At 37.4% G+C, this 24,928-nt stretch carries 26 protein-coding genes and 2 pseudogenes; 9 read left to right on the top strand and 19 right to left on the bottom strand.

Annotated elements, in window-relative coordinates:
* Positions 1-591: 591 nt before the first annotated feature.
* The 5 genes from cyoE to QYB95_RS00360 all read right to left on the bottom strand — a co-directional run bounded on the left by cyoE (position 592) and on the right by QYB95_RS00360 (position 4,603).
* Complete coding sequence (gene cyoE, locus QYB95_RS00380; RefSeq protein WP_301136091.1) at positions 592-1,476, bottom strand: heme o synthase; 885 nt, start codon at positions 1,474-1,476, stop codon at positions 592-594.
* A 224-nt stretch (positions 1,477-1,700) separates the two neighbouring features.
* Positions 1,701-2,753, bottom strand: coding sequence for an AbrB family transcriptional regulator (locus tag QYB95_RS00375; RefSeq protein ID WP_301136522.1), 1,053 nt, complete (start codon positions 2,751-2,753; stop codon positions 1,701-1,703).
* Positions 2,754-2,824: 71 nt separating this feature from the next.
* Positions 2,825-3,262, bottom strand: coding sequence for an aminoglycoside 6'-N-acetyltransferase (gene aac(6') / locus QYB95_RS00370; RefSeq protein ID WP_301136090.1), 438 nt, complete (start codon positions 3,260-3,262; stop codon positions 2,825-2,827).
* A 230-nt stretch (positions 3,263-3,492) separates the two neighbouring features.
* The gene (locus tag QYB95_RS00365) at positions 3,493-3,858 is read right to left on the bottom strand and encodes a VOC family protein (protein WP_301136089.1); all 366 of its coding nucleotides are present in this window, start codon (positions 3,856-3,858) and stop codon (positions 3,493-3,495) included.
* A 100-nt stretch (positions 3,859-3,958) separates the two neighbouring features.
* A complete protein-coding gene (locus tag QYB95_RS00360) occupies positions 3,959-4,603 on the bottom strand; it encodes an HAD hydrolase-like protein (RefSeq protein ID WP_301136088.1) in 645 nt (214 codons plus the stop codon).
* Positions 4,604-4,900: 297 nt separating this feature from the next.
* Between QYB95_RS00360 and QYB95_RS00355 the strand changes: the two genes are divergently transcribed.
* Positions 4,901-6,895 (top strand): methyl-accepting chemotaxis protein, encoded by a 1,995-nt coding sequence (locus QYB95_RS00355; RefSeq protein WP_301136087.1) that lies wholly within the window; start codon positions 4,901-4,903, stop codon positions 6,893-6,895.
* A gap of 51 nt (positions 6,896-6,946) precedes the next feature.
* On the opposite strand, the gene QYB95_RS00350 is transcribed toward QYB95_RS00355, so the two are convergent.
* The gene (locus QYB95_RS00350; protein ID WP_301136086.1) at positions 6,947-7,435 is read right to left on the bottom strand and encodes a GNAT family N-acetyltransferase; all 489 of its coding nucleotides are present in this window, start codon (positions 7,433-7,435) and stop codon (positions 6,947-6,949) included.
* Positions 7,436-7,614: 179 nt separating this feature from the next.
* Here QYB95_RS00350 and QYB95_RS00345 point away from each other — a divergent pair, with 179 nt between their 5' ends.
* The gene (locus tag QYB95_RS00345) at positions 7,615-8,181 is read left to right on the top strand and encodes a GNAT family N-acetyltransferase (RefSeq protein WP_301136085.1); all 567 of its coding nucleotides are present in this window, start codon (positions 7,615-7,617) and stop codon (positions 8,179-8,181) included.
* Between the two features lie 72 nt (positions 8,182-8,253).
* Here the strand turns inward: QYB95_RS00345 and QYB95_RS00340 are convergent, their stop codons facing one another.
* Complete coding sequence (locus QYB95_RS00340; RefSeq protein ID WP_301136084.1) at positions 8,254-8,457, bottom strand: hypothetical protein; 204 nt, start codon at positions 8,455-8,457, stop codon at positions 8,254-8,256.
* Between the two features lie 267 nt (positions 8,458-8,724).
* Here QYB95_RS00340 and QYB95_RS00335 point away from each other — a divergent pair, with 267 nt between their 5' ends.
* Complete coding sequence (locus QYB95_RS00335; protein WP_301136083.1) at positions 8,725-8,904, top strand: small acid-soluble spore protein H; 180 nt, start codon at positions 8,725-8,727, stop codon at positions 8,902-8,904.
* A gap of 279 nt (positions 8,905-9,183) precedes the next feature.
* Here the strand turns inward: QYB95_RS00335 and QYB95_RS00330 are convergent, their stop codons facing one another.
* Both QYB95_RS00330 and QYB95_RS00325 read right to left on the bottom strand, forming a co-directional pair.
* On the bottom strand, positions 9,184-9,564 hold the full coding sequence (locus tag QYB95_RS00330) for a VOC family protein (RefSeq protein WP_301136082.1): 381 nt from the start codon (positions 9,562-9,564) through the stop codon (positions 9,184-9,186).
* Between the two features lie 23 nt (positions 9,565-9,587).
* Positions 9,588-9,935 (bottom strand): VOC family protein, encoded by a 348-nt coding sequence (locus QYB95_RS00325; RefSeq protein WP_301136081.1) that lies wholly within the window; start codon positions 9,933-9,935, stop codon positions 9,588-9,590.
* 178 nt (positions 9,936-10,113) lie between these two features.
* On the opposite strand from QYB95_RS00325, the gene QYB95_RS00320 reads away from it, so the two are divergent.
* Positions 10,114-10,320: a hypothetical protein gene (locus QYB95_RS00320; RefSeq protein ID WP_301136080.1), complete on the top strand. Its 207-nt coding sequence runs from the start codon at positions 10,114-10,116 to the stop codon at positions 10,318-10,320.
* Positions 10,321-10,350: 30 nt separating this feature from the next.
* Positions 10,351-10,491, top strand: coding sequence for a hypothetical protein (locus tag QYB95_RS00315; RefSeq protein WP_301136079.1), 141 nt, complete (start codon positions 10,351-10,353; stop codon positions 10,489-10,491).
* Positions 10,492-10,790: 299 nt separating this feature from the next.
* Here the strand turns inward: QYB95_RS00315 and QYB95_RS00310 are convergent, their stop codons facing one another.
* The 8 genes and pseudogenes from QYB95_RS00310 to QYB95_RS00275 all read right to left on the bottom strand — a co-directional run bounded on the left by QYB95_RS00310 (position 10,791) and on the right by QYB95_RS00275 (position 17,041).
* Entirely contained in the window at positions 10,791-11,261 is a 471-nt protein-coding gene (locus QYB95_RS00310; protein WP_301136521.1) for a GNAT family N-acetyltransferase, read from the bottom strand.
* Positions 11,262-11,489: 228 nt separating this feature from the next.
* Positions 11,490-12,356 (bottom strand): GNAT family N-acetyltransferase, encoded by an 867-nt coding sequence (locus QYB95_RS00305; RefSeq protein WP_301136078.1) that lies wholly within the window; start codon positions 12,354-12,356, stop codon positions 11,490-11,492.
* A gap of 130 nt (positions 12,357-12,486) precedes the next feature.
* The gene (locus tag QYB95_RS00300) at positions 12,487-13,359 is read right to left on the bottom strand and encodes a YitT family protein (RefSeq protein WP_301136077.1); all 873 of its coding nucleotides are present in this window, start codon (positions 13,357-13,359) and stop codon (positions 12,487-12,489) included.
* Between the two features lie 263 nt (positions 13,360-13,622).
* Positions 13,623-13,797, bottom strand: a pseudogene (locus QYB95_RS00295) (nucleotidyltransferase family protein); the annotation flags it as partial.
* 131 nt (positions 13,798-13,928) lie between these two features.
* Positions 13,929-14,486: a cysteine hydrolase family protein gene (locus QYB95_RS00290; protein ID WP_301136076.1), complete on the bottom strand. Its 558-nt coding sequence runs from the start codon at positions 14,484-14,486 to the stop codon at positions 13,929-13,931.
* 131 nt (positions 14,487-14,617) lie between these two features.
* Positions 14,618-15,367, bottom strand: coding sequence for a YqjF family protein (locus QYB95_RS00285; protein WP_301136075.1), 750 nt, complete (start codon positions 15,365-15,367; stop codon positions 14,618-14,620).
* A 51-nt stretch (positions 15,368-15,418) separates the two neighbouring features.
* Entirely contained in the window at positions 15,419-16,549 is a 1,131-nt protein-coding gene (locus tag QYB95_RS00280) for an NADH-dependent flavin oxidoreductase (protein WP_301136074.1), read from the bottom strand.
* 204 nt (positions 16,550-16,753) lie between these two features.
* Positions 16,754-17,041, bottom strand: a complete 288-nt coding sequence (locus QYB95_RS00275) for a GNAT family N-acetyltransferase (protein ID WP_301136520.1) — start codon at positions 17,039-17,041, stop codon at positions 16,754-16,756.
* A gap of 588 nt (positions 17,042-17,629) precedes the next feature.
* Between QYB95_RS00275 and QYB95_RS00270 the strand changes: the two genes are divergently transcribed.
* Both QYB95_RS00270 and QYB95_RS00265 read left to right on the top strand, forming a co-directional pair.
* On the top strand, positions 17,630-18,808 hold the full coding sequence (locus QYB95_RS00270; RefSeq protein ID WP_301136073.1) for a beta-ketoacyl synthase N-terminal-like domain-containing protein: 1,179 nt from the start codon (positions 17,630-17,632) through the stop codon (positions 18,806-18,808).
* Between the two features lie 12 nt (positions 18,809-18,820).
* Positions 18,821-21,217, top strand: a complete 2,397-nt coding sequence (locus QYB95_RS00265; protein WP_301136072.1) for a sensor domain-containing protein — start codon at positions 18,821-18,823, stop codon at positions 21,215-21,217.
* Between the two features lie 97 nt (positions 21,218-21,314).
* Here QYB95_RS00265 and QYB95_RS19265 read toward each other — a convergent pair.
* A pseudogene (locus tag QYB95_RS19265) lies at positions 21,315-21,365 on the bottom strand (excalibur calcium-binding domain-containing protein); the annotation flags it as partial.
* A gap of 122 nt (positions 21,366-21,487) precedes the next feature.
* Between QYB95_RS19265 and QYB95_RS00260 the strand changes: the two are divergent.
* Together QYB95_RS00260 and QYB95_RS00255 are read left to right on the top strand one after the other, a co-directional pair.
* Complete coding sequence (locus QYB95_RS00260) at positions 21,488-21,817, top strand: hypothetical protein (RefSeq protein WP_301136071.1); 330 nt, start codon at positions 21,488-21,490, stop codon at positions 21,815-21,817.
* Positions 21,818-21,954: 137 nt separating this feature from the next.
* Complete coding sequence (locus QYB95_RS00255) at positions 21,955-23,763, top strand: S9 family peptidase (protein WP_301136070.1); 1,809 nt, start codon at positions 21,955-21,957, stop codon at positions 23,761-23,763.
* Between the two features lie 259 nt (positions 23,764-24,022).
* On the opposite strand, the gene QYB95_RS00250 is transcribed toward QYB95_RS00255, so the two are convergent.
* The gene (locus QYB95_RS00250; protein WP_301136069.1) at positions 24,023-24,886 is read right to left on the bottom strand and encodes a DUF817 domain-containing protein; all 864 of its coding nucleotides are present in this window, start codon (positions 24,884-24,886) and stop codon (positions 24,023-24,025) included.
* Positions 24,887-24,928 lie beyond the last annotated feature (42 nt).

Genomic DNA, 24,928 nt, shown 5'->3' with positions numbered 1-24,928 from the left:
AACAAGCTTTTACGAGGTTCATATGAGCTTTACTTACCACTTTTACTAAAGGAGCGATTTCTCATAAGAGGCTGTCAAAGGTTGACCTCTTTATGATGTTTTTATCTTAACATCTCAATTGGCGATTGAATATCCAACATAGTTACATGTCACATTTTTATCACATTTTCGTTCACAATTTCGAAATATTTTGTTGTATAACACCTTCATTATCTGTTTCAAATACTACTTATTTTGCCCTCTTAATCAATAAAACCCTTTTATTGAAAGGCCTTTCAAAAACTCACACATTAAAAATGTATTCTTCTCTGCTATGTAACAGTAGTATTAGAGGATGCACACAATATTTATACTCCTGTATATTTATACAAGTTCATTCTTAATCATCTCACTTATATCCACATGATATCAACAAATAGTCCTGCCTTATAATAGTGGTTCTGCACAGCTACGCTAATTCACCATTCCACTGTTGTTTAGTATAGATCTTATCCACACAATCCCTAAGAGTATGCACACCTGATAAGTTATCAACAAAATTATTAACAGAAAAGGCGCCCCATCAAATGGATGGGACACCTTTTCCTCGTTTTATTGAAAAATCATACCGACACTTGAATAGATAATTACTGTTGCAAATACTGCCATCATATAGATTAGTGAGTAACCGAACATTTTATTTGCCCATTTTTTCTCATCCATTTGGCGGTAACCTACAATACTGATCCACAGCCATATTCCACCCAATATAAGCGAAACAAGAGTTAACCCCCAGCTTAAAGGAACGAATAAGAAGCTCGTCAGCATCATAATGGCTAAATAAATATTTGTTTGCAAGTACGTTCTTCTCATACTTTTTTTAACCGGCAGCATTGGAATATTCGCCGCTGCATAGTCATCTTTTTTGCGGATGGCAATCGCATAGAAATGCGGCATTTGCCAAATTACCATGATGATAAACAATGCCCATGCTGCAGGGTACCAAATATTTGGTGCTACCGTTGCCCAACCGATTAGTGGAGGCATCGCACCTGAAATACTTCCCACTTCTGTATTCCAAATCGTTCTTCGTTTTGTCCACATTGTGTAAGGGACAACATAGAAAAACACACCAAGGAAGCCAAGAAAAGCAGCCAGCCATGTTGTTAAGGAAAGAATCGCTAGTCCTGCAATCAATAGGATAATCCCGACAATCAGTATCGTACGGGCACTCAATTCCCCTGTTACAGTAGGTCTAGATTTTGTTCGCTGCATGATTGCATCAATATCTCGGTCATACAAGTTATTAAAGATACCAGAAGCTCCGATAATAAATGCAGAACCTACAATGGCAAAAATGATATGCGGTATATGTTCTATAAAACTTAAGTTGTACGTATATAAAGCGAGCATAAGTGCAGCGACCATAGGAATCAAATTGGATTTAATGATTCCTGTCTTAACCGCCTTAGCCCAGAGATCAAGATAGTTTTGCATAGTATGTCTTTCACCTCATTATTAGGCAACCTTCGCAGAAGCACTATATTCTATCATACCATTGAATAATAGCTTTCAACAATCACATAGCTTATTTTTATATGAATATTCATTGACAATTATAATGAAAGTCCAAACTTTCCCATCCCTTTTCTGAAATAAAAAATATCCTAATATCCTAATTAAAACTCAAAAAAACAGCTCCCTTTAAGGGAGCTGCTTCCTTATTTTTCATGCAATTCTTTCGCTTGTTTCTTATCTAGATACGAGCAAGCCATCTTCAAGAGCGGCAAAATAACTATAAATACAAATAGTAACCTGAAAATCTGAAACACAGTGACCGCTGAGACATCTGCCCCGATGGCAGTCGCCAGCAAACTCATCTGGTCCAGTCCACCTGCTGCTGTACTTAAAAAGCTTGTCGATATAGAATATCCCAAGAAATGCATCAATAAAAATCCTTGCGCAAATGTTAAAGCAATTAATAATAAAGCACTCCCTATTCCTAATAGGATGACTTTCTTTCCAAGCTTGATCATCTTCGGCTTTAACAGCAAACCGATATACGCCCCCATTAATAATTGGGCTATATGTAATAGAACCCCCGGAATAGGAGGGGTTTCTATAGAAAATAGCGTGAGCGCCATGATTAATAAAACAGGACTTAAAAAGTATGGTACTGGTAACTTAACCTTTTTTCCAATCCATACAGATGCCCTGGCTACCAATAATAAAAGGAGCAACGGCAGCAGCTCTATATCTAGAATACTTTCCGCATTTCCCGGTTGAACCACGTGTCCCGACAATACAAACGGAATGACCATCACAATACTAACTACTCGTACAACGTGGAAATATGTAACGACAGCCAAATTGATATCCTTTTCTTCCTCGGCAAACACAACAATCTGGCTCAAGCCACCCGGCACTGTACAGGTTAATGCAGTCTTCAATGGAACGTTACCGATTTTGTGGACGCCAAAGGCCATGGCAATACTTATAATAACTAGGGCAATATTGATGAGCAGCATCAGCAGCACCAACCAACCCATCCCTGAAAAAACATTTAACTGAAAGGTTTGGCCAATCGAAATCCCGATGATAATCAGTCCTGCATTTCGAAACTGAACCGGCCAAGAAAGATCAATCTTAATAAAAAATTGACTAATTAACACCGCAAATAAAGGACCAAGCATCCAGGGGACCGGCAAACCCAGTACATCGAAGAGTACTGCCCCAATAACGCTAATTATACTAATTAAGGTAATTGATTTCACATGCAATAGGTAACCCTCATTTCTATTTCGTGTTCCTAAATAGATTACCATAAATTTAGTTTTATTGAGGTTTATATTATTTTTTTAGTAAAGCAAATAATTCGATTTACCTCTTTGAATCCTAATTTTAAATGTACCGCCAAACTTTCTTCATTATGTAATTCACAGTCACTGGCGAATTCTGTGCACCCCTTGTTTTTTGCCCATTGTTCACAATGAGCAACAAGAAGCTTCGCATAACCCATCCCACGGTGACCTGGTTTTACAAACAGCCCTTCTAAATATCCTACTGGGCTAGATTCTGTTCCCTCTACATAATCTGTTCTCAGTTCACATTGTGCAAATCCAACCGCCATGCCTTCATAGATAGCAAGGAATACCGCGGCACGGTCAGAAGCAATCAGTTTTTCCATTTCACTCATGCATTCTTCAATTGTATTGTCTGGCCAAAGCCATACAGCTAATTCCGAAGCTATTCCCGCATTGCCCAAATTCGCTTGTTTGATCATGCTCCACTCATCCCCTTAATTTTTAGTGAAATTATCAACCAATCAGGTATTTTAAGCAAATAAAAAAACCGATTTCTAGTCGAAACCGGTTTTTTTAGAAGGATGAATCAGTTGTGTTCTGACCAGTCTTAGAATGCGCAGATTTCTAAAAATTATGCTTCCTCATTTTTGGAAGCTATCCATCATAACGCTCTGCCACCATCTTCGTGATTAGCGAAAGCTGGTTCTCCTCACTTTTGGAAATTCAAAAGCCAGCCAACACCAAACTGATCTATTAAATTTGCATGCAATGCTCCCCAATTTGTTTGCTGGAGTTCCACTGTAACATTCCCCGACACACTTAAATCGTTATAAACCCTTGTGATTTCTTCTTCACTTTCACACTTCAGGCTCACCCGTATATGATCACCTTGTTTGGTTACCCCAAAATCATCTGAAAAATTGATAATGCTATCACCTACAACAAGTTCTGCATGCAAACACTTTCCATCCTCCGTTTGCCTGACATTTTGAATTTCACCATTTAAAATATTCCGATAGTACTCCATTATTTCAAGACAGTTTTCTATAAAGATATATGGACTTGCGCTTCTCAAATTAATTTCTCCTCCCAAATGAGTTCATATTTTCCTACTCCGCTATTATCTCCAAACTACAGGAAGTTAAATAACACGTTTATTTAGTCCTGCACACTAATTATGGAATTAAAGTCGTTAATTCTTTTATATCATTAATGACAATATCAGCTTGCTTTAGTTCATCCTCTTGGGCAAAATCAAAATTCACCCCTATCGATATTAACCCATTTTCTTTAGCAGCTTTAAAATCAGACAATCGATCGCCCACTACCCACGCTTTTATGAGCTTATTTTCTTCCACAACCTTCTTTACCAATTCAGATTTATCCCCTGATGGTATCAACTGAATGCTATAGATGTTTTTAAAAATTAGATTCAAGTCATATGTATCAACTATTGTTTGTAGATAATCTTTATAGCCGTTACTGGCGATGAAAAGGAGATATTTTGAGCTTAATGTTTGGAGAGTCAAGATCACATTTGGATAGAGTGCCCCTTTGTGTCTACGAATCATCTCGTTAAGCTTTTCTTGAAATAGCTCATTACTTTTCTGTCTGACATCTTTTGAAAAATTGGGACATAGCGTTTCCCAAACAACCGATAAAGGCACACCCATAATTTTGCGGTATTTTTCTATTGGCGTCTCTCCAACCCATAAACCCTTTTCCCTTAAAACATCAAATGTTTCTTCTAATGCTGGCTCCAAAATTTTATCTGTTTGAAATAAGGTACCATCCATATCAAAAATAATCGCTTGATTCATTGCTTCCCTCCTATGTAGACTTTTTCGTTAAGAAAACTGAAATACATTTGTATTTTACACATTATTTCATATATAGCTTTTCTTTTTCCCAGATACAAAGTTATGGCGACTCTAAGCAGTTAAACATACGAAAATATGCAATTAATGGTAAAAATATGGATTATATTGTATTTATGTCGAAAATATATTTTTCCAATAATAGAAAAATACTAAATAGAATAAATTTTTAACATACTCTCCAATAAGTTTTTGCTATTATAGTGTCATTACAATTTTACTATATTGGGAGGATTTCTTTTGAAGATATCTATTAGGTGGCGGATACTAGCCATCGTTTTAATCATTATTGTGCTCGGCCTAGGAACTTTAGGGACTGTCAGCTCACTTTTAATTACTTCAAAGACGGAAGATAGCGTAATTGAACAAAGTGAAGTAGTGGTGGATGGACTTTCCAATAACATTACAACATTTTTATCTATCTATGAGAAAAGTATAAAGAAATTAGCCGTGTCACCGGATTTGCAAAATTTCCATTCCAGCTCTAATACATATAATGATACCGCTGATCAATTATACCGTTCTGATTTAGCAGACTATCTTTCTGTATATGATGCTGCTTCAGGCATCTACTTTACTGATGGCGAATACACGATTATTGAACCTCATTTTGAAGGCATCAATGAATTAGATATAAAAACTCGCCCTTGGTATACGAATGCTATTCAAAATCCAGATAAATTTGTTTGGTCGCCCCCTTACCTGGATAGTGTGACAGGTCAATATGCCATAACAGGATCTATGGCCGTTAAAGATGGGAACGAAATTATGGGTGTTCTAGGTGTGGATATCCTATTGGATCAACTTACAGAAATGCTTGCATCTACTCAATTAGGATATGAAGGATATCCAGTAATTTTAGATAATGAAGGAGCTGCGATTGTGCATCCTTCAAAAACAGGTGAAAACCTCAGTTCCGAGGAGTTTGTTCAAGCAATCCAAGCCGACGCGAAAAGTAAAAACAACCTGGAAGCTACAATTAACGAACAACAATCTGTAGTCGTTTATAATAAGGTACCAGACTTAAACTGGACAGTAGCTGCAGTCTATTACGCTAATAATTTAAATGACTTAGCTAACAGCATTCAACAAGTGATTATTTACATTGCAATAGCTATCCTTGTGGTTACTTTCATTGTTTTATTCCTATTTATAACGAACGTTTTAAAACCTATCAATAAACTTGGTACATTAATGGAGGAAGTATCTCAGGGTGATCTATCCGTTAATATCGAAGTAACATCCCAGGATGAAATCGGTAAGCTAACGCAGCATTTCAATTCCATGATTGAGAACATGAAAAATATTATTACAGTCGTGCAGAGTTCTTCAAATAATGTAGAGGAACGTTCGCATCATCTAAGTGCGCTAGCAGAAGAAACAAGCGCTTCCAGTGTAGAAGTGTCAAATGCAGTGAATGACATCGCAATCGGAGCTACCGCTTCATCGGAAAATGCAGATATGGTAACGGAAACCACGGGCCAACTTGGCGATAAGATTAATGATATGATGGTTCAGACTAATTCTTTGCACGAAATTACAGAAGAAGCAGATCAGTTAAACCTATTGGGCCATGACAAAATGAAAAATCTACTAGGATCCTTTGACCATTCTAAGCAGGAGTTAACGAATATGGCACAAGCAGTCAAAGGCTTAGAAACTAAAGTTGGTGCGATTGATACTGTGATGAGTTCGATATCCGAAATTTCGGCTCAAACGAATCTACTTGCACTCAACGCAAGTATTGAAGCAGCCCGAGCAGGTGAGCATGGAAAAGGCTTTGCTGTTGTGGCAGAAGAAGTAAGAAAGCTCGCTGAACAATCAGCAAAAGCAACAGAACAAGTGAAAAAAACCATTCTTGAACTGCAATCAGAATCTCAGCAAGTAGCAAACCAAATGACGGAAATGCAGAAAACATTCCAAAACCAAGGTGTGGTAGTAGAAGATACTAGTTCCCTTTTCAAAAATCTTTCTGCTCTTCTCGACAATATGGAGGGTACATTCAGAAATGTCATTTCCCAGATTGAAGGGATTGTAATTTATAAAGATCAAGTAGTTCAAACAATTGAAGAAATGTCACTAACAGCTCAATCCACTGCTGCTGCTTGTGAAGAAGTAAGTGCTTCAAGCGATGAACAGCTTACAGCAATCCAATCTGTTGCAGAAGCCTCTGAACAACTTAACAACTTGAGTACAGAACTAGCAACAGCTATAAGTAAATTTAAAATAAACTAACCCCTATATATTCGTCCCAAAAAATGCCTACAGCAACCTTTGGGACGATTTTTAGTTGGAAGGCACTCCACGTGCTCTTACCATTGTCATAAATTTTGCTCTGTCCGTTCGAAATGCATTTTCTTTTTTAAACCCTATCTTTTCATATAATCGTATGGCTCTTTCGTTAAATTCTGCGACTGTTAAACGGATGGGCGTATTTTCATGTTTCTCTTCTATAAATTTAATTATGAACGAACAAAATTCCGCTCCTCTTCCTTCTCCCACAAAAAGTGGATTCATTCCAAGGCCCATATCTACAAAATTTTCCTCATAGGCCAAAGCAGCATGTCCAGCTGCAACTTGTGCTGATTTACCAATGCAAAAAAATCCAAACAATTCATTTTTCGTACCAACTAAAGCATAGTATGTGTTATCAAGTAATTCTTCCAATGCTTCCTTTGTGCACTCATTATTATAAAAATCATATGGCGGTTCATATTTCCAATTTAGTATTTGAATAGCATATTGCTCGTTCATGCTGAAGACTTTCAGTTTCATAGTTTGCATTCACCCCATTCTTATTTCGCTATACAGTTAGCAACATCCTTTAAATTTAGCTATCTGGCTACATTTTATTTGGACAAAGCAGGATGATAAAATTAATTAATTTAAGAGGACTTTCACTTTTTTTGCAGAATTCAAGTAACTTTACAAAGATGTATACGGGAGGGATTTCAATGATTGCTAGTTTAGTCGGTAATAGAGTCACTTTAAGAGAACTGAAAGAAACGGATTGGGTAGATGTGCATGCCTATGCCTCGCTGCCTCCGGTTAGCATTTATCAGCCATGGGGACCAAATTCAGAAGATGATTCATGGGAGTTCGTTCAGCAAGTCATTTCCGATAGTAAAGAAATTCCTAGATCTCGTTTTGTTTTTGCTGTCATTGTTGATAATAAATTAATCGGTTCTGGAGAAATCAATATACAGGATTTTATTGATAGGAAAGGCGAAATTGGATATGTTGTACATCCCGACTTTTGGGGATTGGGGTATGCCACAGAAGTGGCAAGGATTCTAATCGAGTTTGGTTTTACCCAGTTGAGCTTGCATCGAATTTCAGCCACTTGCGACCCCCGTAATATTGGCTCTGTAAAGGTTTTGGAAAAAGTGGGCATGGTGAGAGAAGGAACGATCCGGGATGATTTTATCATACATGATGGTTGGAGAGACTCGCACCTCTATGGGATACTGGAGCATGAATGGCTGGAAAATAACACTTCAAAATATAATGTGGATCGGTAATCTTCGATCCACTAACTTTTATGCGAAAAATCACCTCAGAATTTAAGAGGTGATTTTTTCTGTTCTAAAAAGTTATAAACCATCGCAAGTAAAGGACCAGTTCGATACAGGCCCTTCTTTATGTACAATCGGATATCCGTTACGATCATAGCAAGCATTGGATGCATCCAATATTTCCTTATGGGTTAAATACATATCTATCGATAATCCAATAGCAACCATTATGGCTAAGGATGAAATAATAAGTACTATTTGTTTTTTGAATCTATTATACACTTCATGACACTCCTTATTAAATCGGCAACAATGATAATATATGATTCATTCAAACGAAATATGACATTTGATTACATAATTTTTAGCGATTTTACTTATTAAGTATACGAATTGAAGAAAAGATTGTTTCATTTTGGAGGAATTTTAAAACAATATATTTTTATCCAGTAGAGTAAATCATATTCACAGACTAAATTGTTTGATTTTGCAAAGGAGTGTAAATAATAAATTTGGTAGTGCCAATAAATTTTTTAGGAGGGTATCAAGATGAATGCACAAAGAGCCCAAGAAATTTCGGAATCACCAGTCATTGCAAATGTTTTGTATAACGGAGAAAGAGTATACATTCAACATGTAGACGAGGACAAAGGGACTGCCAGAATCTATCCTCTTGATGATCCCCAGAAAGAACAGGATGTTCCTTTATCGAATTTAATGGAACATTAAATAGAAGTGATCTGTGAGAGCATTGGAGTTTCCATTGTTCTCACTTCTTTTTAGAGTACCCCCATCATGCCTTTGCGATAGGTAATCTAATATTGATATTGAAACGTGATGCACTCATATAAAAAGCACACGATTTCCTCATAGTATTTACTTGTTTAAGAAAGCACGAAGCGGAGCTTCTAGGACATTTTGTTATTAATGGTCCACTACCGTGATTTCTTGCATAGCGGCAAGTTGTGGTTCACCTGATGAAGCTAGGTTTCAAACTATATTCATTGCTCAACAATTGCAAATCATTACAACATTTCCATCAGGATCTTCTACATTAAACCAGGCCATTTCGTAATGCCACTCGATTTCTCGAACCACTTTATAGTCCTTCTCTTTTATGTATTGATAGGCTGCATCAATATCTGGTGCATAAAAGTTAAATATCGGATTTGGACTGGCATGATGCTTATAGTGAGAATCGAAGGTGTGGTCATCCAAAGTAAGTGAAGTAGTTCCGCTAACAGGTACATTAAAAACGGGTGATTGGATTTTTTCTAGCCCGACTTCCAATCCGAGCAATTCACAATACCATTTTGCGGCTTCCTTTAGGTTACTAACATGAACAAAAACGCCGTTCATTTGGTTTTTAATAGGAATTGTTTTTTCCATGTGAAATCCTCCTTCGTAATGGTTTACTTATTTTGATAAAGTCCAAATCCGATTCCAACTGGGTCATTTAAATAAGCTAAATAAAAATCATCAAACTCCATCTTATCGCGAATAATCTTTGCACCGTTCTCTTTTGCTTTCACCAGTGCTTCATCAATCGATTGCCTCTCTACTTGTATCCTCGTCCCATGAGGATAATTACTTGGACCTCTACCAATGCCGCCATCAATTCCATGTTTTGCTTCCCCTGTTGAAACTGCCCAATAATCCCAATTAGGTTCAGCCACTTCCCACCCGAACACGTTTGAATAAAAGGCAGCAGCCATTTCCGGATCTTGACTACTCATTTCAAATCCAATCACTCTAGCCATTTGTACACCTCATTTCCGAACTCCATTTTTAATTAGTTCTTCAAATAATTGGCGAATCCCTTGAACATACCTCGAAAAAAAAGTTGGAATAAAATGTTTTTCTATGTAAATGTTTAAGTCATTCACCCTGGAATAAAACAATTGATCCGGAGCAAATTAGTATCTAGGAGGTGAATTCATGGGGAATAAAAACAGCAAAGAAACAATGAATGCAAGAACCCACAACCCTTTCGAAACCTACGCGCATTTGCATCGAAATACAACAAGCCATCAGGATAATCCTGAAGATAATACTGCAGAAATTGCAGAAGAGTTCGATTCAAAAGTAAAAAACAAGAACAATGCAACGAATCACGAAAAAGACCAACAATCAAATAAAAGATAAATTAACCTAACGACATTGGAGGAACTAAAAATGGCTAAGAGAAATAAAAACAACAACAACAATAATAACAACAATAATTTAAACAATAACAACCAAGAGATTGCTCAAGAGTTTGATGTACAAGAAATTAAAAACAACAACAAAAAGCAAAAAAAGAACAGAAATAAATAGCTAACGGTAAATGCACTATGAGTATTCCTAACGATACTTTTGGTGCATTTATTTTCACTTACGATCTGGCTACTCTTTATAGCTTGAATCGAAAAATAAAAACTATAGTATCTGTAATCAACTCGCAACACATTCGCTTTGCTACCTCACGATGCAGTTATCCTTTTGAACCGTCGCAATACCCAAGCTTTGCTACCTCCCAAAACAGTTCCCTTCCCCAATCGTCTTAATAACCCCCGCTTTGCTACCTTCCCGAAAAGTTCTCTTCCTGAATCATCGTAATAACCCTCGCTTTGCTATCATGATAAATAATAGCTCATAATTATAAGCTCGCCTTTCTTGCCCATTCTACGTTCCCCTTCATCGACATAACCACATTTCTTATATACATTCTGGGCTACCTCATTTTGTATATTTACAGCTAAAACAATTTCGTTAATATTATTAAAATGTTTTCTTACAAATGCCGGCAGTAGCTTTAACGCCTGTTTTGCATAGCCATTTCCCAAGTAGCGAAAGTCTGTGGAAAAAGCTCTTAATAAAATCGCATTAGGATTACCAGAATAGGGTTCTACCCCTTCATTTTTATGCAGATTAAAATATGTAACCAAAATCCCGCCTTTGATAGCCAATATGGCAAAGCGGTCTGGATCATCATCGGATAATAGCGTACACTCAATTGGCGAAGCGGTAAATCTTAGTTGATATTCAGTAATTTCGTAACTTTTGATTGCCTCTTTAAATGTCTCCTCATAAAAACAAAGCTCCATCATAACAACTCCTAATCAAACATTCATTTCAACCATATTTTCAAGATTATATTTAACTTTTTAATTTCTTTCGCAGTAGTGAACTCCCCGCTACGGGAGTATCTTCCCATACTAGAAGATTCACATTTTGGAGGGGGTTCCCATGAACACGTTGGGCGACCTAAAAGAAGCCTTTAAATATTTTGAACAAGGTCACGCTCAAGGGAAAGTAGTCATTACAATTTAGTCTTATTTGCCGCCATCATTCCGAGTAAGCCGGTAACTAAACAATACGTCCTTTTCTTTAAAACCTACTTTAAAATAAACATGATTTGCTTGCGTATTTTCCCGTTCTACACATAATTTTATTTCCATGATTGGGGTGAAATTGAATATCTCTGTTATAACTTCCTTTAATAGCATAGTGCCATAACCTTTGTTCTGAGCGGTTGGAGAGATAGCAAAATAGTGTAATGCAGCCTCTTCCATAGCCAAATCCACTTCAAAATAAGCATAACCAAGCATTTCACCCTTTTCAGATTTAAGCACTTTTAAAATACATTTATCATTTAAGCGATCCACAATTGTTTTGGCATTATAATATGTTTCCGGAAATACAGTCTCATGCAAAATTTCAAATGCTCGAAAGTCACTTTCAATAAATTGAGTACTTTTTAGTTCCTGTACAGCTTCAAATTGTTCTTTTTTAACCACTAAAACAAGATATTCTCCTGACTTAGAAGCTTGAGATATCTTCATAAACTCCTGCTGTTTTAGGTTTTCACTATTTAGAAAGAAATTAAAAGTTTCAATGTTTGGATATTGTTCCAATAGCTGTTCCCATAATTGTTGTTGCAAGTCCTGGGAAGAAGTTTTATTAAAGGGTCCCCAAACTTCCGCACTATCATCATCAATGTCCAACCCAATTGCTGCATCAATTTTTCCGTCGGCATTTCTGGCAACATGAAAAGAAAGCTGGCCATTTTCTTTGACAAAATCTTCTTTTAACGTTTCATAAATCTCTTCAACTTTGTCACCACAATAGCCAATGTGACATGACTTTCCAGTATTTAATTCAGCCAGAAATAGTGACAATTCATTTAAATCTTTAGCCATCTCAATTACTCTTGCCAAAAATGCACACCCCATTCCTTCAATAAAAATTTCGTTATCTAATCAATAAACCCTTTTTAAAAATAAGAAAAAAGCGTCTCTTTTGACAGAAACGCTTTCCCACACAAAGCTATTAATGAATATCTCTTTTTCTAAAGTTACCGCCCTTCACTTCCGCTACATCATAAACTGTAACAAAGGCACCCGGGTCGATTTCTTGAATAATTTCTTTCATTTTACTTTCTTCTAATCGGTTAATGACACACGTCACTTCAATGAACTTTTCCCTTGTATAGCCGCCATATGCTTCATTATAAGTAGCACTTCGCCCCAGACGATCACGAATCGTTTCTACCATCACTTCAGGTTCCAATGTAATAATTTTAAATGTCTTAGATCCGCTTAAACCTTCTTCTACGATATGGATTACTTTAGAGGCGATAAAGTATGCAATCCCTGAAAGAAAAGCCCCTTGCAAACCAAATACTGTCGATACAACAATGAAAACAAATAAATTTAGAAATAAGATCAAATCACTTGTACCAAATGGCAATTTTTTAGATAGCAGCACGGCCAACATATCTATTCCATCCAACGCTCCGCCATTACGCAGCGCTAACCCCATACCAAAACCAAGGATAATCCCGCCAACAACTGTGACTAATAGCGTATCCCCTTCAATGATTGGTAGTATATGGTGCATCAGCACGGTACCTACTGCTAATGACACAATCCCTACAACCGAATAGATAGCAAAGCTTTTTCCTATTTGCTTATATCCTAACCATACAAATGGAATGTTTAGTATCCCGATTAAAACTCCCAGAGGTAATTCGAACAATTTTGAGCCAACGATACTTAGCCCCGTTACTCCGCCGTCCGATACTTCATTTGGAATTAATACAGCCTCTAATCCATATGCTGCGATTAATCCACCCAATATAATCATAATCGACTTAGTCAAAATCCTGACTATATTGGGCTTTTTGTTTTTCACTTTGTTCATCTCGTTTCCTCTTTCCAATCTGGTTTCGTTCTGTTATGTAAAGTTACGATTTTTTATTTCCCATGATAATTATATAATAGCTTGCCCCTTTCTCAAAACAGCAGCCCTAAAATGTTATATATAAATACTATTATGTCTTTCCAGGATTTGTATTCATACAAGATTTTTTTAGACCTCTAAAATTGATCGAAACCTTCAACCCTTATATATCCACCCTACATGATGCCTATTAAGTATTCTACTAATCGTTCAACTGATTAATGCTTCTCCTTTAATTCATTCAGATTGGATGAATCAAAATAAATTACATCCACATCAGGAACCGGTGTACGTTTGTTAAAGCCATGTAATGTATCCCAAATTTTTGACCTTACAAACCAGCACATATCCACCAATCCGGCAAATTCAAATTTTTGCCGTTTGCAAGATTTCCATCATCCAAGAATCCTCTCGAATAATCGAAAGAATCTTCTCTTCATTCAACAATATTTTACGTCCCTTTATGTAGTTGAAATCTATAAAAAAACTGCCAAAGCGGCAGTAGATCGTTTCTATATGAGATTAATTACTTACCGATAATTGTTATGTATAGGCATAAATAGATCTTCGGTTGAATTTCGGACAAGTGAAAAATTGTCCACATTATAGTGACCATGCAATGTCCGGTTGTGGTGTTCGATTATTTGCTGCCCGGATAATGTATCCGAATCAGAAGTAGAATGAGCATCCCCAACCAATGTCACGTCAAATCCATTCACCGTTGCTGTCCTTACAGCTGTATCCAAGCAATATTCCGTTTTACAGCCCATCATGACAAGATGTTCGATGTTTTGTTCTTTTAGATAATCATTCAATGGTGTCCCATAAAATGAATTTGTTGCAGCCTTATTAAAAATAACCGCATGAGATGGTACATTAATTTCCTTATGCACTTCAAAACCTGGGCCTTCCCCATTTCCCACATCAACATCTCTAACAAATATGATGGAAATATCTTCGTCTAACGCCTTTTGAACAACTGCGTTAATATTCGCTATTAACCTTTCTTTCCCAACCACTCCTTGTTCAACGTGGTCGCCATCAATTAATGCTTGCTGTGCATCAATGACTACTAATGCCTGTTTCAAATAATTCCCCCCTGCAATCAAAATATTCTAACTCTCCATTTTATTCCTTATCGACCTTTGGGAATCCTTCTTTATCCTATTAATTTCAAAAAAATGAGCGATACCTTTCAAAAAAGTATCGCCCCCTCTTTTTATTCACTTACTGGCACTATTGGCCAGATACGAACCACTGCCTTTTTGGCGTAATGCAAAACAGGCTTTTCACTATCCGGCACGATGTTCAAGTTAGAAAGCAATGTATTTTGATGAAATTCTGCTTCTGCTTTTTCCAACAGCCACGGTTCATGCAAAATATCTGCACGTAGAGGCATACCTTTTTTACTGACAGTATAGAGGCAATATCGTTCCACTAACCATTCTTCCAGTGACCCTCTGTCTGCCAATGATGGCGTGGAACTCGACTTATAATTGCACAACAGCTGCATACCTGACTTTTTTTCACTTTCAAAAACAATTAAGTCCTTTGCCTTCTTGTGATTCATGTTCATATAGAAGTATGGCAACCGGAAAAATGTTTTTGCAAAATGGGCAGCAAGATAGTTTGCAGCCGTTAAACCAAAGAAGTAGATTCCGGGCTTACCATTCAAAGTTACATAAGTGCGGACATTAAAGCCTGCAAAGTTAGCCATTCCTGGTACTGGAGGCACCCCTCTTAAATGCATGGAGCTCGTTAGATATGGGACAATGCTAATCCAACCAGTTTGATAAAACGTGTCCAACGTCAATCCTTTTGGCACCAATTCTCTCAAAATCTTACGCGGTACGGGGTAATGGGCAAATAGGATATCATTCCAAGTTTGCTTCATAATCCACGGCAAATTGGTAGTTAACCTTCTTTTTTCCCTTAGGCTGCCTTCTTCAACAAAAGTATGCTCCTTCATTTCCCTTGCTGTCACCACCTTTAGTGAATAACCGATTATCGCTAGTATTATCTAAACGCCAGGGAACCAACCAGGGATATTCACTATCTTGCTCCATAATGGATCTGGCACTACCAATTCTTCCTGCTTCTCTTTATCAATCTCTGTAACGATTTCATCTTCTTTACCATCTGCTACTTTCTGAACCCAATCCGGATCGATGATTAATTCACGACCTAAAGCTAATAAAGGGATACCTGTCTCAAATGCTTTATGTGCGTCCTCTGCAGTATAAATCGAACCTACTCCAATCAGTGGGACACGGTTTTTGATCTTCTCAAGCAGATACTCAATGCGTGTTTTTGATAAATCCTCGACACCTCTTCTAGCAGTTGAGAAAAAGTCACCTAATGAAACATGCAGATATTCTAAACCTTTATCAGCTAAAACATCTACTAAAGCGAGCGTATCTGCCATTGTAATGCCCTTTTCTTCAGGCTCTTCCGGAGAAAAGCGGTAACCAACAATAAATGAAGCATCACCATGTTTTTCTACTACACTTTTCACCTTATCCACTACAGCTAAAGGGAAAGCCATACGTTTTTCCAAGCTTCCGCCAAAACGGTCCTCACGTCTGTTGGAGTGTCCTGAGAAGAATTGCTGAATCAAGTAGCCATTAGCTCCGTGAATCTCAACACCATCATAGCCTGCTTCAATCGCACGGCGTGTTGCTTCACCATAAGCTTCGATAATCTCTTCAGCTTCTGCTTCTGTTAAAGGTTTTGGTTTTTTCGCTTCCACTCCGTCATTTACAGCCGGCACATCACTTGCACTTACGATTTCCCCGTTTGGAACGAGCTCAGGAGGCGACATTTTCCCTCCATGATAAATCTGTAAAACAGCTTTTGCCCCTTGTTCTTTTATAGCGTTTGCTACACGCTTTAGACTAGGGATAAAGTCATCACTATACGATGCAAATTGTCCATGAAATCCTTGACCATCCTGTGTAACATGAGTGCAGGCTGTAATAACCATACTTACCCCGCTTGAACGACGCGAATAGTATTTAACCTCTGCATCGGTTACCGTACCATCCGGATTTGACGAATAATGTGTCATAGGCGCCATAACGATTCGATTTTTTAATTCCACTCCATTTGGTAATGTAAATGCTGTTAATAAATCTTTATATCTTTCGTTCATGTTTAGTTCCTCCCCTTGGCTATCTGCATATCTATTCATAAAACACATTGCCATATAGCCTACAAACTATAGACACTATTTATATACTAAACAAACATACCCTTTTTGAGTAAATAATATGCTTTTGAAAAAAACACCGATTGCGTACAAACAACATTACCGTCAAAGCAATGAGGGTGTATAAATCATATTGAAATTTTCTTATCAAATCCCACCAAACAAATCTACTGCACATAATCTGTATTGAACGAGCTGGCTTTCTACTCCCAAATAGCAATCCACACCAATCCTGCTAACCTCCTTATATCCTATTTTTTCAAGCATTCTTCTTGAACGGATATTGGCAGCATGTGTTTCGGCCCTAAAAATCGTAATGCCTTTTCCGTTTAAAGCATACTCCATTATGCATAGGGTAGAATAAAATCCAATACCTTTCCCCCACAAATTACTCTCTCCAAAAGCAATTCCTATTTCGGCACTATTATTTTTAATATTAGCTAAATCTCCGTACTCTATTAATTTGCCATTGAACTCTTTACCCCACAGAATAAAATCTTTAGATACTTTATTAACACAACCACTCCACCAGATATATATTTCTTCATTCAGCTATATATTTCTTCATTACTTCTATTTTTCTCCCAGCCATTTGCTTCATAAAAACTTGCATCTTTACTCCATTCTAAGACCGTTTGATTGTCTTCCATTTTTAATAGCCGTAATTTTATGGATATTTTAGTTCTGTTTGATTCGCACTTTTACTCCTCCATAATCAAGTCATGATCTTAATTCACTTCAATCAGAATGGATTAAATCCTCCTCTAAGCAGTATTCATAGGTCTTTTCAAATTAGTCATAATGGTTTTATTTTAGGAAATCAAAATAAAACACTTACCATATTCATGCTAATTACAAAAATATTAGTAGTATTTTCATAAATAGTTAATGAGAATCATTTAAACCTAATACAATTGATACTCTAATTAATTCATCTACCTACTCTTAAGACCTATCGATTATAGACTCTCTCTAGTTTTGTCGTATATAATAAATAGAAGTCGAAATTTGTAGGTGAAATACTTGGACGATATAGTAATTACCGGTTATGGCATTAAAGCACCCGGTATAGTAGATAAATTAAGCTTTTTAAATGTTTTAAAGAATGGCATTTGTACACAGAGTCTATTGAATATATCGAATCAGACACAAACTAATATTGTTGCGGGTTTAATAGAGGATAATTTTCTTATGATAAAAGGACAGAATTACAAACGCCTCTCACGTTCTGGACGAATGGCAATTGCTGCTGCTTTGGATGCTGCCGAAATGGCGAATTTAGGTTACTTTAAACCACAGCGTGTAGCCGTAATTATAGGAACATCCGCTGGAGCTATTCTAGAAATCGAACAATACTCTCCAGATTTTCATGATATAAAGACAACGCCTATTCAAGGCGTTTCATATGCTGACACACACACGCTCTCTGGTTCTGTTGCAGAAGCGATTGGTTCGTGTGGGCCTGCATTTACTTTATCAACTGGGTGTACTGCCAGTTTAGATGCAGTCTCAATGGGAAAGCTTCTACTGGAGAGCGGTACAGTAGATGCTTGCATAGTAGGTGGGACAGATGCTCCATTGGGTCAATGGACAATCAATGGCTTTAAAAAATTAAGAGCGCTCTCAACTGAGACATCTATAGAGAATGCAGGTGTCCCTTTTTCAAAAACTCATCGCGGATTTGTTCTATCGGAGGGCGCTGGAGTAATTGTGCTGGAATGTAGACAAACAGCACAAGCACGTAGCCAGAGAATATACGGGAAGATTGAACGCGTCGTATCAAGAAATGAAGGACAAAAAGTCTTAAGCTCCGATACGACGGGTAAACATATGCTAGAGGTTTTCCAAGATGCTCTTTTAGATACTAGACCAAGCTATGTAAACAGTCAGGCATTGGGATTAGATGCAAATGATCAGGTAGAACGTTTTATTCTTAAAGAAACATTCGGCTCAGACGTACCCATTACCTCAATTAAAGGTATGACTGGACATTCCTTTGGTTCGATGGGTGCCATTCAAATCATTTCATCACTTATTTCAATGGAGTATGGTTTCATACCTCCTACCATTAAAACAAAAGGCATTGGTTTTGAAGATCTTCCAATTGTCCTTGAAACTAGATATCAAACTGTGGAATCCGTATGCATTACTTCTCACGGAAGTAGCGGGAATAATGCTTGTCTACTGCTGACACATTTCTAGGAGGCTCACTTCATGTTTTTTACTTTTTTAATTTTATTATCCTGTATTCCAATAGTTGTTGGAGTTACGCTATTAATGTTATTTAAAAAATACAAACTATCAAAGGTACTATTTCTACTTCTCTTAATGGTAACATTTTGGCAATTGGATGTTGCCTTTTTATATTCAAATAATCTGTTAAGTGAAGAAGTTATTACCTTCCTTTTCAAACTTTTTCGATTCGGTTCTATTATGATAACACCTGTATTCTTCCATGTAGGTTATACAATTGTGCAAGAAATATTGCCAATTCATTTACAAAAGAAGTGGCGACCTTTTGTAAACCGTAACACCCTCTATTTATTCTATGGAGTCGCTTTTCTTGTATATATCGTCGGTTGGAGTGAGAATGGGGTTGAAAAACTAGAGCTTATGCAAATAGGCTCCAATATATTTTACTTCCCTGTTTACGGTAATCTATCCTGGACTTTCATTTTTAATATTGTATTTTTTCTAGTTAGTATGATTACCTGTTTCTTGATTAGTTTAAATATAAAACAGAAAAGTGAACGTTCCTTTCTAGTTTATTTTAGTATCTTTTCGTCTGTTGGATATGCTATAGGCGGCTTGAATATGTTTCCAGCAGCAAAATTGTACCCAAGCTCAATTGCGTTGCTGGTCTATGCCCTTTCTACATTAATCATTTCTAGCAGAATGCATCTAGAGATAGTGAATAATATGAACAACAGGTTAAATGAACAGAAAAATTTTCTTTTTCAAGTAATTGACCTAAACCCGAATTATATTTATGCCCGAGACAAAAAAGGACGTTATACTCTGTTGAATCAAGCCTATGCACAGTTAAAGGGAATGAACATTCAAGATATGATTGGAAAGTCTGACTATGAAATTCAAAAGAAAGAGTTTGGTGAGAAACAAACCTTTGATCAATCGGAAAATCTGTTTAAACCAACTAAAGAGAACTTCATTCGCGAGGAAGCCATTACAGCTGCTTCTGGTGAGGTGATATGGGTTCAAACTGTTAAAGTTCCAATAAGTATAAACGCGAGCTCTTCCATACTCGCTGTCTCCACAGACATTACAGAACGCAAACAGCATGAAGATGAGATCAAGTTCCAGGCCTATCACGATTCCCTAACAGGGTTACCGAATAGGAGAATGTTTAATGAAGATTTAACAAACCTTCTCCAAAAAGCTAAAACAGAAAGTAGTCAAAGTGCCATCATGTTTCTGGATTTAGACCGATTTAAATACATTAACGATACAATGGGACATGATGTTGGGGATCTTTTATTAATTGAAGTCTCAAAACGTATTGAGAAGTTACTAAGGAAAAAACATCCTGCTGCTAATATTTATCGTCTTAGCGGAGATGAATTCACGATTCTTCTTCCCCATTATGACGCTGTTGAAAGCGAAGCTTTTGCATTAGAATTATTGGAGCAATTTAAGACTGGCTTTCTGATTGAAAGTAGTGAATATTTCATTACAACGAGTATCGGGATCAGCATCTTCCCAGATGACGGAAATGATGCAAATACGCTTATAAAACATGCCGACACCGCCATGTACTATGTGAAAGAAAAAGGTAAAAATAATTACCAATTATTCACGGCAGAAATGCAGAAAAATTTCTACCGAAAAATGATGATTGAAAAACAATTACGGGTAGCGCTCGATCAGAACGAATTCGAACTTTATTATCAGCCGATAATTGATCTGAAAACCAATGAAATTATCGCGATGGAATCTCTTTTAAGATGGAATAACGAAATTCTCGGACAAGTGACACCGGACGAATTTATTTCCGTTGCAGAAGAAACCGGCATAATTATACCTATTGGCCAATGGGTGTTGCGGATGGCAATCCAACAAAATATAATATGGCTGAATGAAGGATACAAGCCATTAAAGACAAGTATTAATGTTTCAGTGAGGCAGCTACTTGACCCGATGTTTGTAGATAATGTGAAAAACGCAATAGAGAGCTCTGGAGTTGATGCAAGCAACATTGTTTTAGAGATTACCGAGAGTATTGCAATGTACGCAGATTCCACGATAGAAAAGCTAATGGCATTAAAAAAACTTGGTGTTACCCTTTCGATGGATGACTTTGGCACAGGTTACTCATCCCTTAGCTATCTAAACAAGTACCCCCTCGATTCGTTAAAAATCGATAAGTCGTTTGTCATTGGGATGAATCAAGACCATGAAAATACAGCCATTGTAAAAACGATTATTGCAATTGCAAAACAGCTTGAATTAAGAGTCATTGCCGAGGGAGTCGAAGGTCAAGAAGAGGCTTCCTACTTGAATGAAATGGGCTGCGATTATGGTCAAGGTTATTATTACAGTCGTCCACTTCCTGCCAGCGAGTTCGAAGAGAAGTGGTTGGCATCTGATAAATAAGCAGTTTTGCATAGTGGGCTTTCCTAACATAAAATCTTGTTAAGAAAATTAAAAGGGCATCCAGTATGAATCTTACTGGATGCCCTTTCTACTATTTTTACTTTTCACATGCCCAACCGTCTTTATCACGGTCTTGTGAATTACCATATAATCCTCATAAGTTCCCTCTACCTACTCTTACCTACCCCTAAGTCTAATAGGAATTCGCACCTTTAATTACCAGCCTACAAATAGCCGATTCTGTATTATGATTGTTCTGGAGGTGAGGAAATGCTTAAAGTATATACATACCCTGTGATTTTTGCTGTAGAAGATAAAGAAACAGATGAAGGTGATTTCCCCGTTTATATCAGAATACCTGATCTTATGGATGCAGGATTTTCATTCGCTTCTTCAGCTGGGCATACTGATGAGGATATCATAGCAATGGCTAGGGAATGCATGAAGGTGTCCATTGAAGATGGGCTTCGCCGTGATTTACAGGCCCCAGTAGCTTCAAGACTTTGTGAAATTGATTTAAAGAAATATATTTCTCAATATCACGAAGAAGATATCGATCTTAAGAGTATTGCAATCGAGTGGATCAAAACTGAGGTGTAAAGCCTCAGTTTTTTTGTTAATTACAGACATTTCACTCTCGTTCCTAACTAAAAAAGTCATTTGACGCTTATCTCCATTTCTAAGAGACAGAATATTGTGATAGTATCGATATATCTTAATAGAATTGGAGAGTTGATATGATTAATTTTGCTAAACCTGGTGTAGAACAATTTTTCCAGACGCTAACTGTTTCAAATTTCACAGTGAGTCCGGATGAAAAACAGTTGGTATTTGGTACGAATTTAAATGGACATTTCAACTTATGGGCTATGGATTTGCCAAATCAATTCCCCTATCCTCTAACATTTAATAATCAAAGTGCCGCATTTCTTTCATACGCCAAAACAGGTGAATTCATTATTGCCGGCTTTGATCACGATGGAGATGAAAATGCACAGATTTATGCGGTTTCTCCTCAAGGGGGCACATTTTACCCACTTCGCCAACATGAAGGAGAGCGTCATTTCTTTTCACATTTAAGTGCAGATGGTAAACGACTCTACTATCCGACTACTTTTGGCAATACAACCTATTTTAATAACTACGTTTATAATATTGAAACAGGAGAAGAAAAACTTTTGCTTAAGGGTGAAGAAGCACCTACATTCATCGATGCAGTGAGCCCGAACGAAGAATCCTTTGTAGCCATTAAACAATATGGCAACACTCATTCTGTCGCTTATGCCCACATCGGTGAAGAAAAATTTTTACTAACTCCTGAAACAACAGAACAGCATACGGTTACAGGAATTTCCTATACATCCGATTCAGAGATTTATTTTTTAACAGAGTACAACGCTGATTTAACTTATCTAGCGAAGTTCAACCTTGCAACAAAAGAATTTTCAATCGAATTGCAGCTTGATAAAGAAGATCTTATTGAAATAACTTACTCAAAGAAAAATAACTCTCTCTATCTGATTGGATCATATGGTGTAGAAGACCGCTTATATGAATACAAGCTAGAGAATGGCGAGTTAAACGCTTTAAAAGCGCCGACAACTGTTATCGATAAACTTGTCGTTGCTTCAAGTGGCAATCTTTATGTTCTGGGTCGCAATGCAACAACACCCGGGAACATTTTTATCTCAAAAAACAAGGGGACAACTTGGGAAGAACTAACACATTACCGTGTGCCTGGGGTCAGCCAAGAAGAATTAGTCGTGCCGGAAGTGTTGACTTACCCTTCATTCGATGGAATGGAAATTGAAGCATTGTTCTTTAGAGCCAAAGCAGAAAATGCAAATGGGTATGTTATTCTTTGGCCACATGGCGGGCCACAAGCTTTAGAACGAAAAACTTTCCGTTCGATGTTTCAATCTCTTATTTACAGTGGCTATTCAATCTTCGCTCCAAACTTCCGTGGGTCTACAAACTATGGACTGAAATTTTCTAAAATGGTGGAAGGTGACTGGGGTCATGGTCCTCGTCTAGATAATATCCAAGGTCTGGAATGGCTAATCGAAAATGGGTATGCAGACAGAGAAAAGATTCTATTATTAGGAGGAAGCTATGGAGGCTATATGGCCCTCCTGCTTCATGGCAGACATGCAGAGTACTTTAAAGCGGTAGTGGATATTTTCGGTCCGAGTGACCTCTTCTCGTTTATCGAATCTGTACCAGAGTTTTGGAAGCCATATATGGAGCAATGGGTGGGAGATCCTGTAAAAGATAAAGAAAGATTAACGAAGGATTCCCCTATTACTTATTTGGATGGAATGACAAAACCAATGCTCGTGATTCAAGGAGCAAACGATCCTCGTGTTGTACAGAAAGAGTCCGATCAAATTGTCGCAGCATTAAAGGAAAAGGGCCGCCAAGTGGAATACATCGTATTGGAAGATGAAGGCCATGGCTTCTCCAAAAAGCAAAACGAAATCCTAGTTTACGGAAAAATCATCGAATTCTTCAATCAACATATTGCTGAAGGCAAGCCAGTAGTATAATAGACATCCCCTTGGTGGTAACCATAACCATCGAGGGGTTTTTTATTAGAATTATCTAGCCGCTAGCAAGTAGCCTTCTTTAATCAAAAAAGAAGGAAGGACAATTCGGAATGTCTTTCATTTAGTGTTGCAGCTCTGTCATGGACTATAAAAGTAATTGCTTCAGTTTAAAATTCCTCCCTGTCGTGGAATTTAAAAGCAATCACCTCAGTTTAATAGTTCTCGACATCTCCTTTCGCAGACTTTAGAAGAAGTTACTTCAATTTAATTGTCCTCGTGATTCCTTGTCGCGGACTTTAGAAGCTATTCCTTCAGTTTGACAGTCCTCGAGAACCCTCTTGTCACCGACTGTTTCTTCATATGGAATTTCCCTCTTAGCCCGTTTCAATGTCGCAACGATAAGGAAACTTACAATCACTAATAAAAGCCAGGAACTTACTTTCCCAAGATGAACGAGACTCCATGCTTCGGCTTGGTCTGGATATTGCCACGCTCCGAAGAAAGTAGCGATATTTTCGGCAATCCATATAAAAAATCCAATCAGTACAAAAGACAATGCGATAGGCATTCGATAACGGATTCCGTTCACTTCATAAATAACCCACGATTGCCAAAATACAATTATCACAAGCATCGATAACCACCAGCGGATATCAATCCAAAAATGATGAGTAAAGAAGTTCAAATAAATTGCAGCAGCTAGTGTGACAACTAAATAAAACGGCGGCCACTTAATCAAGTCAACCTCCATCCTTCTCCATGCCTGGCAAAGATAGCTTGCGACGCTTGCATACATAAATCCGCTATACAGTGGAACTCCGAAAACTTTAGAGTATCCTTCCTCCGGATAAGACCAAGAGCCCATATGAACTTTAAAAAGTTCAAGCGCAAGTCCAATAAGGTGGAATAAAGTAATTACCTTTAGTTCATCGCGTGTTTCAAGCCCCGACCGCACCATCAACCATTGCATTAGTAGACAGATAATCAGCAGCCAATCATACCTAGGCAAGAATGGCAGCGGCACTATCTGGGTGATTGCCAAGGAAGCAAAAATAACGACGGGAAACAAACAAGATAGGGCCTGCACCCAACCAAAAAGTACAAGCTGTTTTATAGCTGTCATATAGATCGCCTCCTTTTTATCGTTTCTCGATATTTTATTATC

The organism is Ureibacillus aquaedulcis, from assembly GCF_030418165.1.
Taxonomy (GTDB): Bacteria; Bacillota; Bacilli; order Bacillales_A; family Planococcaceae; genus Ureibacillus; species Ureibacillus aquaedulcis.
This window is presented reverse-complemented; position numbering and strand designations above follow the sequence as displayed.

Excerpts from the sequence above, each read along its gene's own strand:
- cyoE (WP_301136091.1), bottom strand. The coding sequence starts at position 1,476 with ATGCAAAACTATCTTGATCTCTGGGCTAAGGCGGTTAAGACAGGAATC.
- QYB95_RS00360 (WP_301136088.1), bottom strand. The coding sequence starts at position 4,603 with ATGAATCAAGCGATTATTTTTGATATGGATGGTACCTTATTTCAAACA.
- QYB95_RS00350 (WP_301136086.1), bottom strand. The coding sequence starts at position 7,435 with ATGAAACTGAAAGTCTTCAGCATGAACGAGCAATATGCTATTCAAATA.
- QYB95_RS00345 (WP_301136085.1), top strand. The coding sequence starts at position 7,615 with ATGATTGCTAGTTTAGTCGGTAATAGAGTCACTTTAAGAGAACTGAAA.
- QYB95_RS00335 (WP_301136083.1), top strand. The coding sequence starts at position 8,725 with ATGAATGCACAAAGAGCCCAAGAAATTTCGGAATCACCAGTCATTGCA.
- QYB95_RS00330 (WP_301136082.1), bottom strand. The coding sequence starts at position 9,564 with ATGGAAAAAACAATTCCTATTAAAAACCAAATGAACGGCGTTTTTGTT.
- QYB95_RS00325 (WP_301136081.1), bottom strand. The coding sequence starts at position 9,935 with ATGGCTAGAGTGATTGGATTTGAAATGAGTAGTCAAGATCCGGAAATG.
- QYB95_RS00320 (WP_301136080.1), top strand. The coding sequence starts at position 10,114 with ATGGGGAATAAAAACAGCAAAGAAACAATGAATGCAAGAACCCACAAC.
- QYB95_RS00315 (WP_301136079.1), top strand. The coding sequence starts at position 10,351 with ATGGCTAAGAGAAATAAAAACAACAACAACAATAATAACAACAATAAT.
- QYB95_RS00310 (WP_301136521.1), bottom strand. The coding sequence starts at position 11,261 with ATGGAGCTTTGTTTTTATGAGGAGACATTTAAAGAGGCAATCAAAAGT.
- QYB95_RS00305 (WP_301136078.1), bottom strand. The coding sequence starts at position 12,356 with ATGGCTAAAGATTTAAATGAATTGTCACTATTTCTGGCTGAATTAAAT.
- QYB95_RS00300 (WP_301136077.1), bottom strand. The coding sequence starts at position 13,359 with ATGAACAAAGTGAAAAACAAAAAGCCCAATATAGTCAGGATTTTGACT.
- QYB95_RS00285 (WP_301136075.1), bottom strand. The coding sequence starts at position 15,367 with ATGAAGGAGCATACTTTTGTTGAAGAAGGCAGCCTAAGGGAAAAAAGA.
- QYB95_RS00280 (WP_301136074.1), bottom strand. The coding sequence starts at position 16,549 with ATGAACGAAAGATATAAAGATTTATTAACAGCATTTACATTACCAAAT.
- QYB95_RS00265 (WP_301136072.1), top strand. The coding sequence starts at position 18,821 with ATGTTTTTTACTTTTTTAATTTTATTATCCTGTATTCCAATAGTTGTT.
- QYB95_RS00260 (WP_301136071.1), top strand. The coding sequence starts at position 21,488 with ATGCTTAAAGTATATACATACCCTGTGATTTTTGCTGTAGAAGATAAA.
- QYB95_RS00255 (WP_301136070.1), top strand. The coding sequence starts at position 21,955 with ATGATTAATTTTGCTAAACCTGGTGTAGAACAATTTTTCCAGACGCTA.
- QYB95_RS00250 (WP_301136069.1), bottom strand. The coding sequence starts at position 24,886 with ATGACAGCTATAAAACAGCTTGTACTTTTTGGTTGGGTGCAGGCCCTA.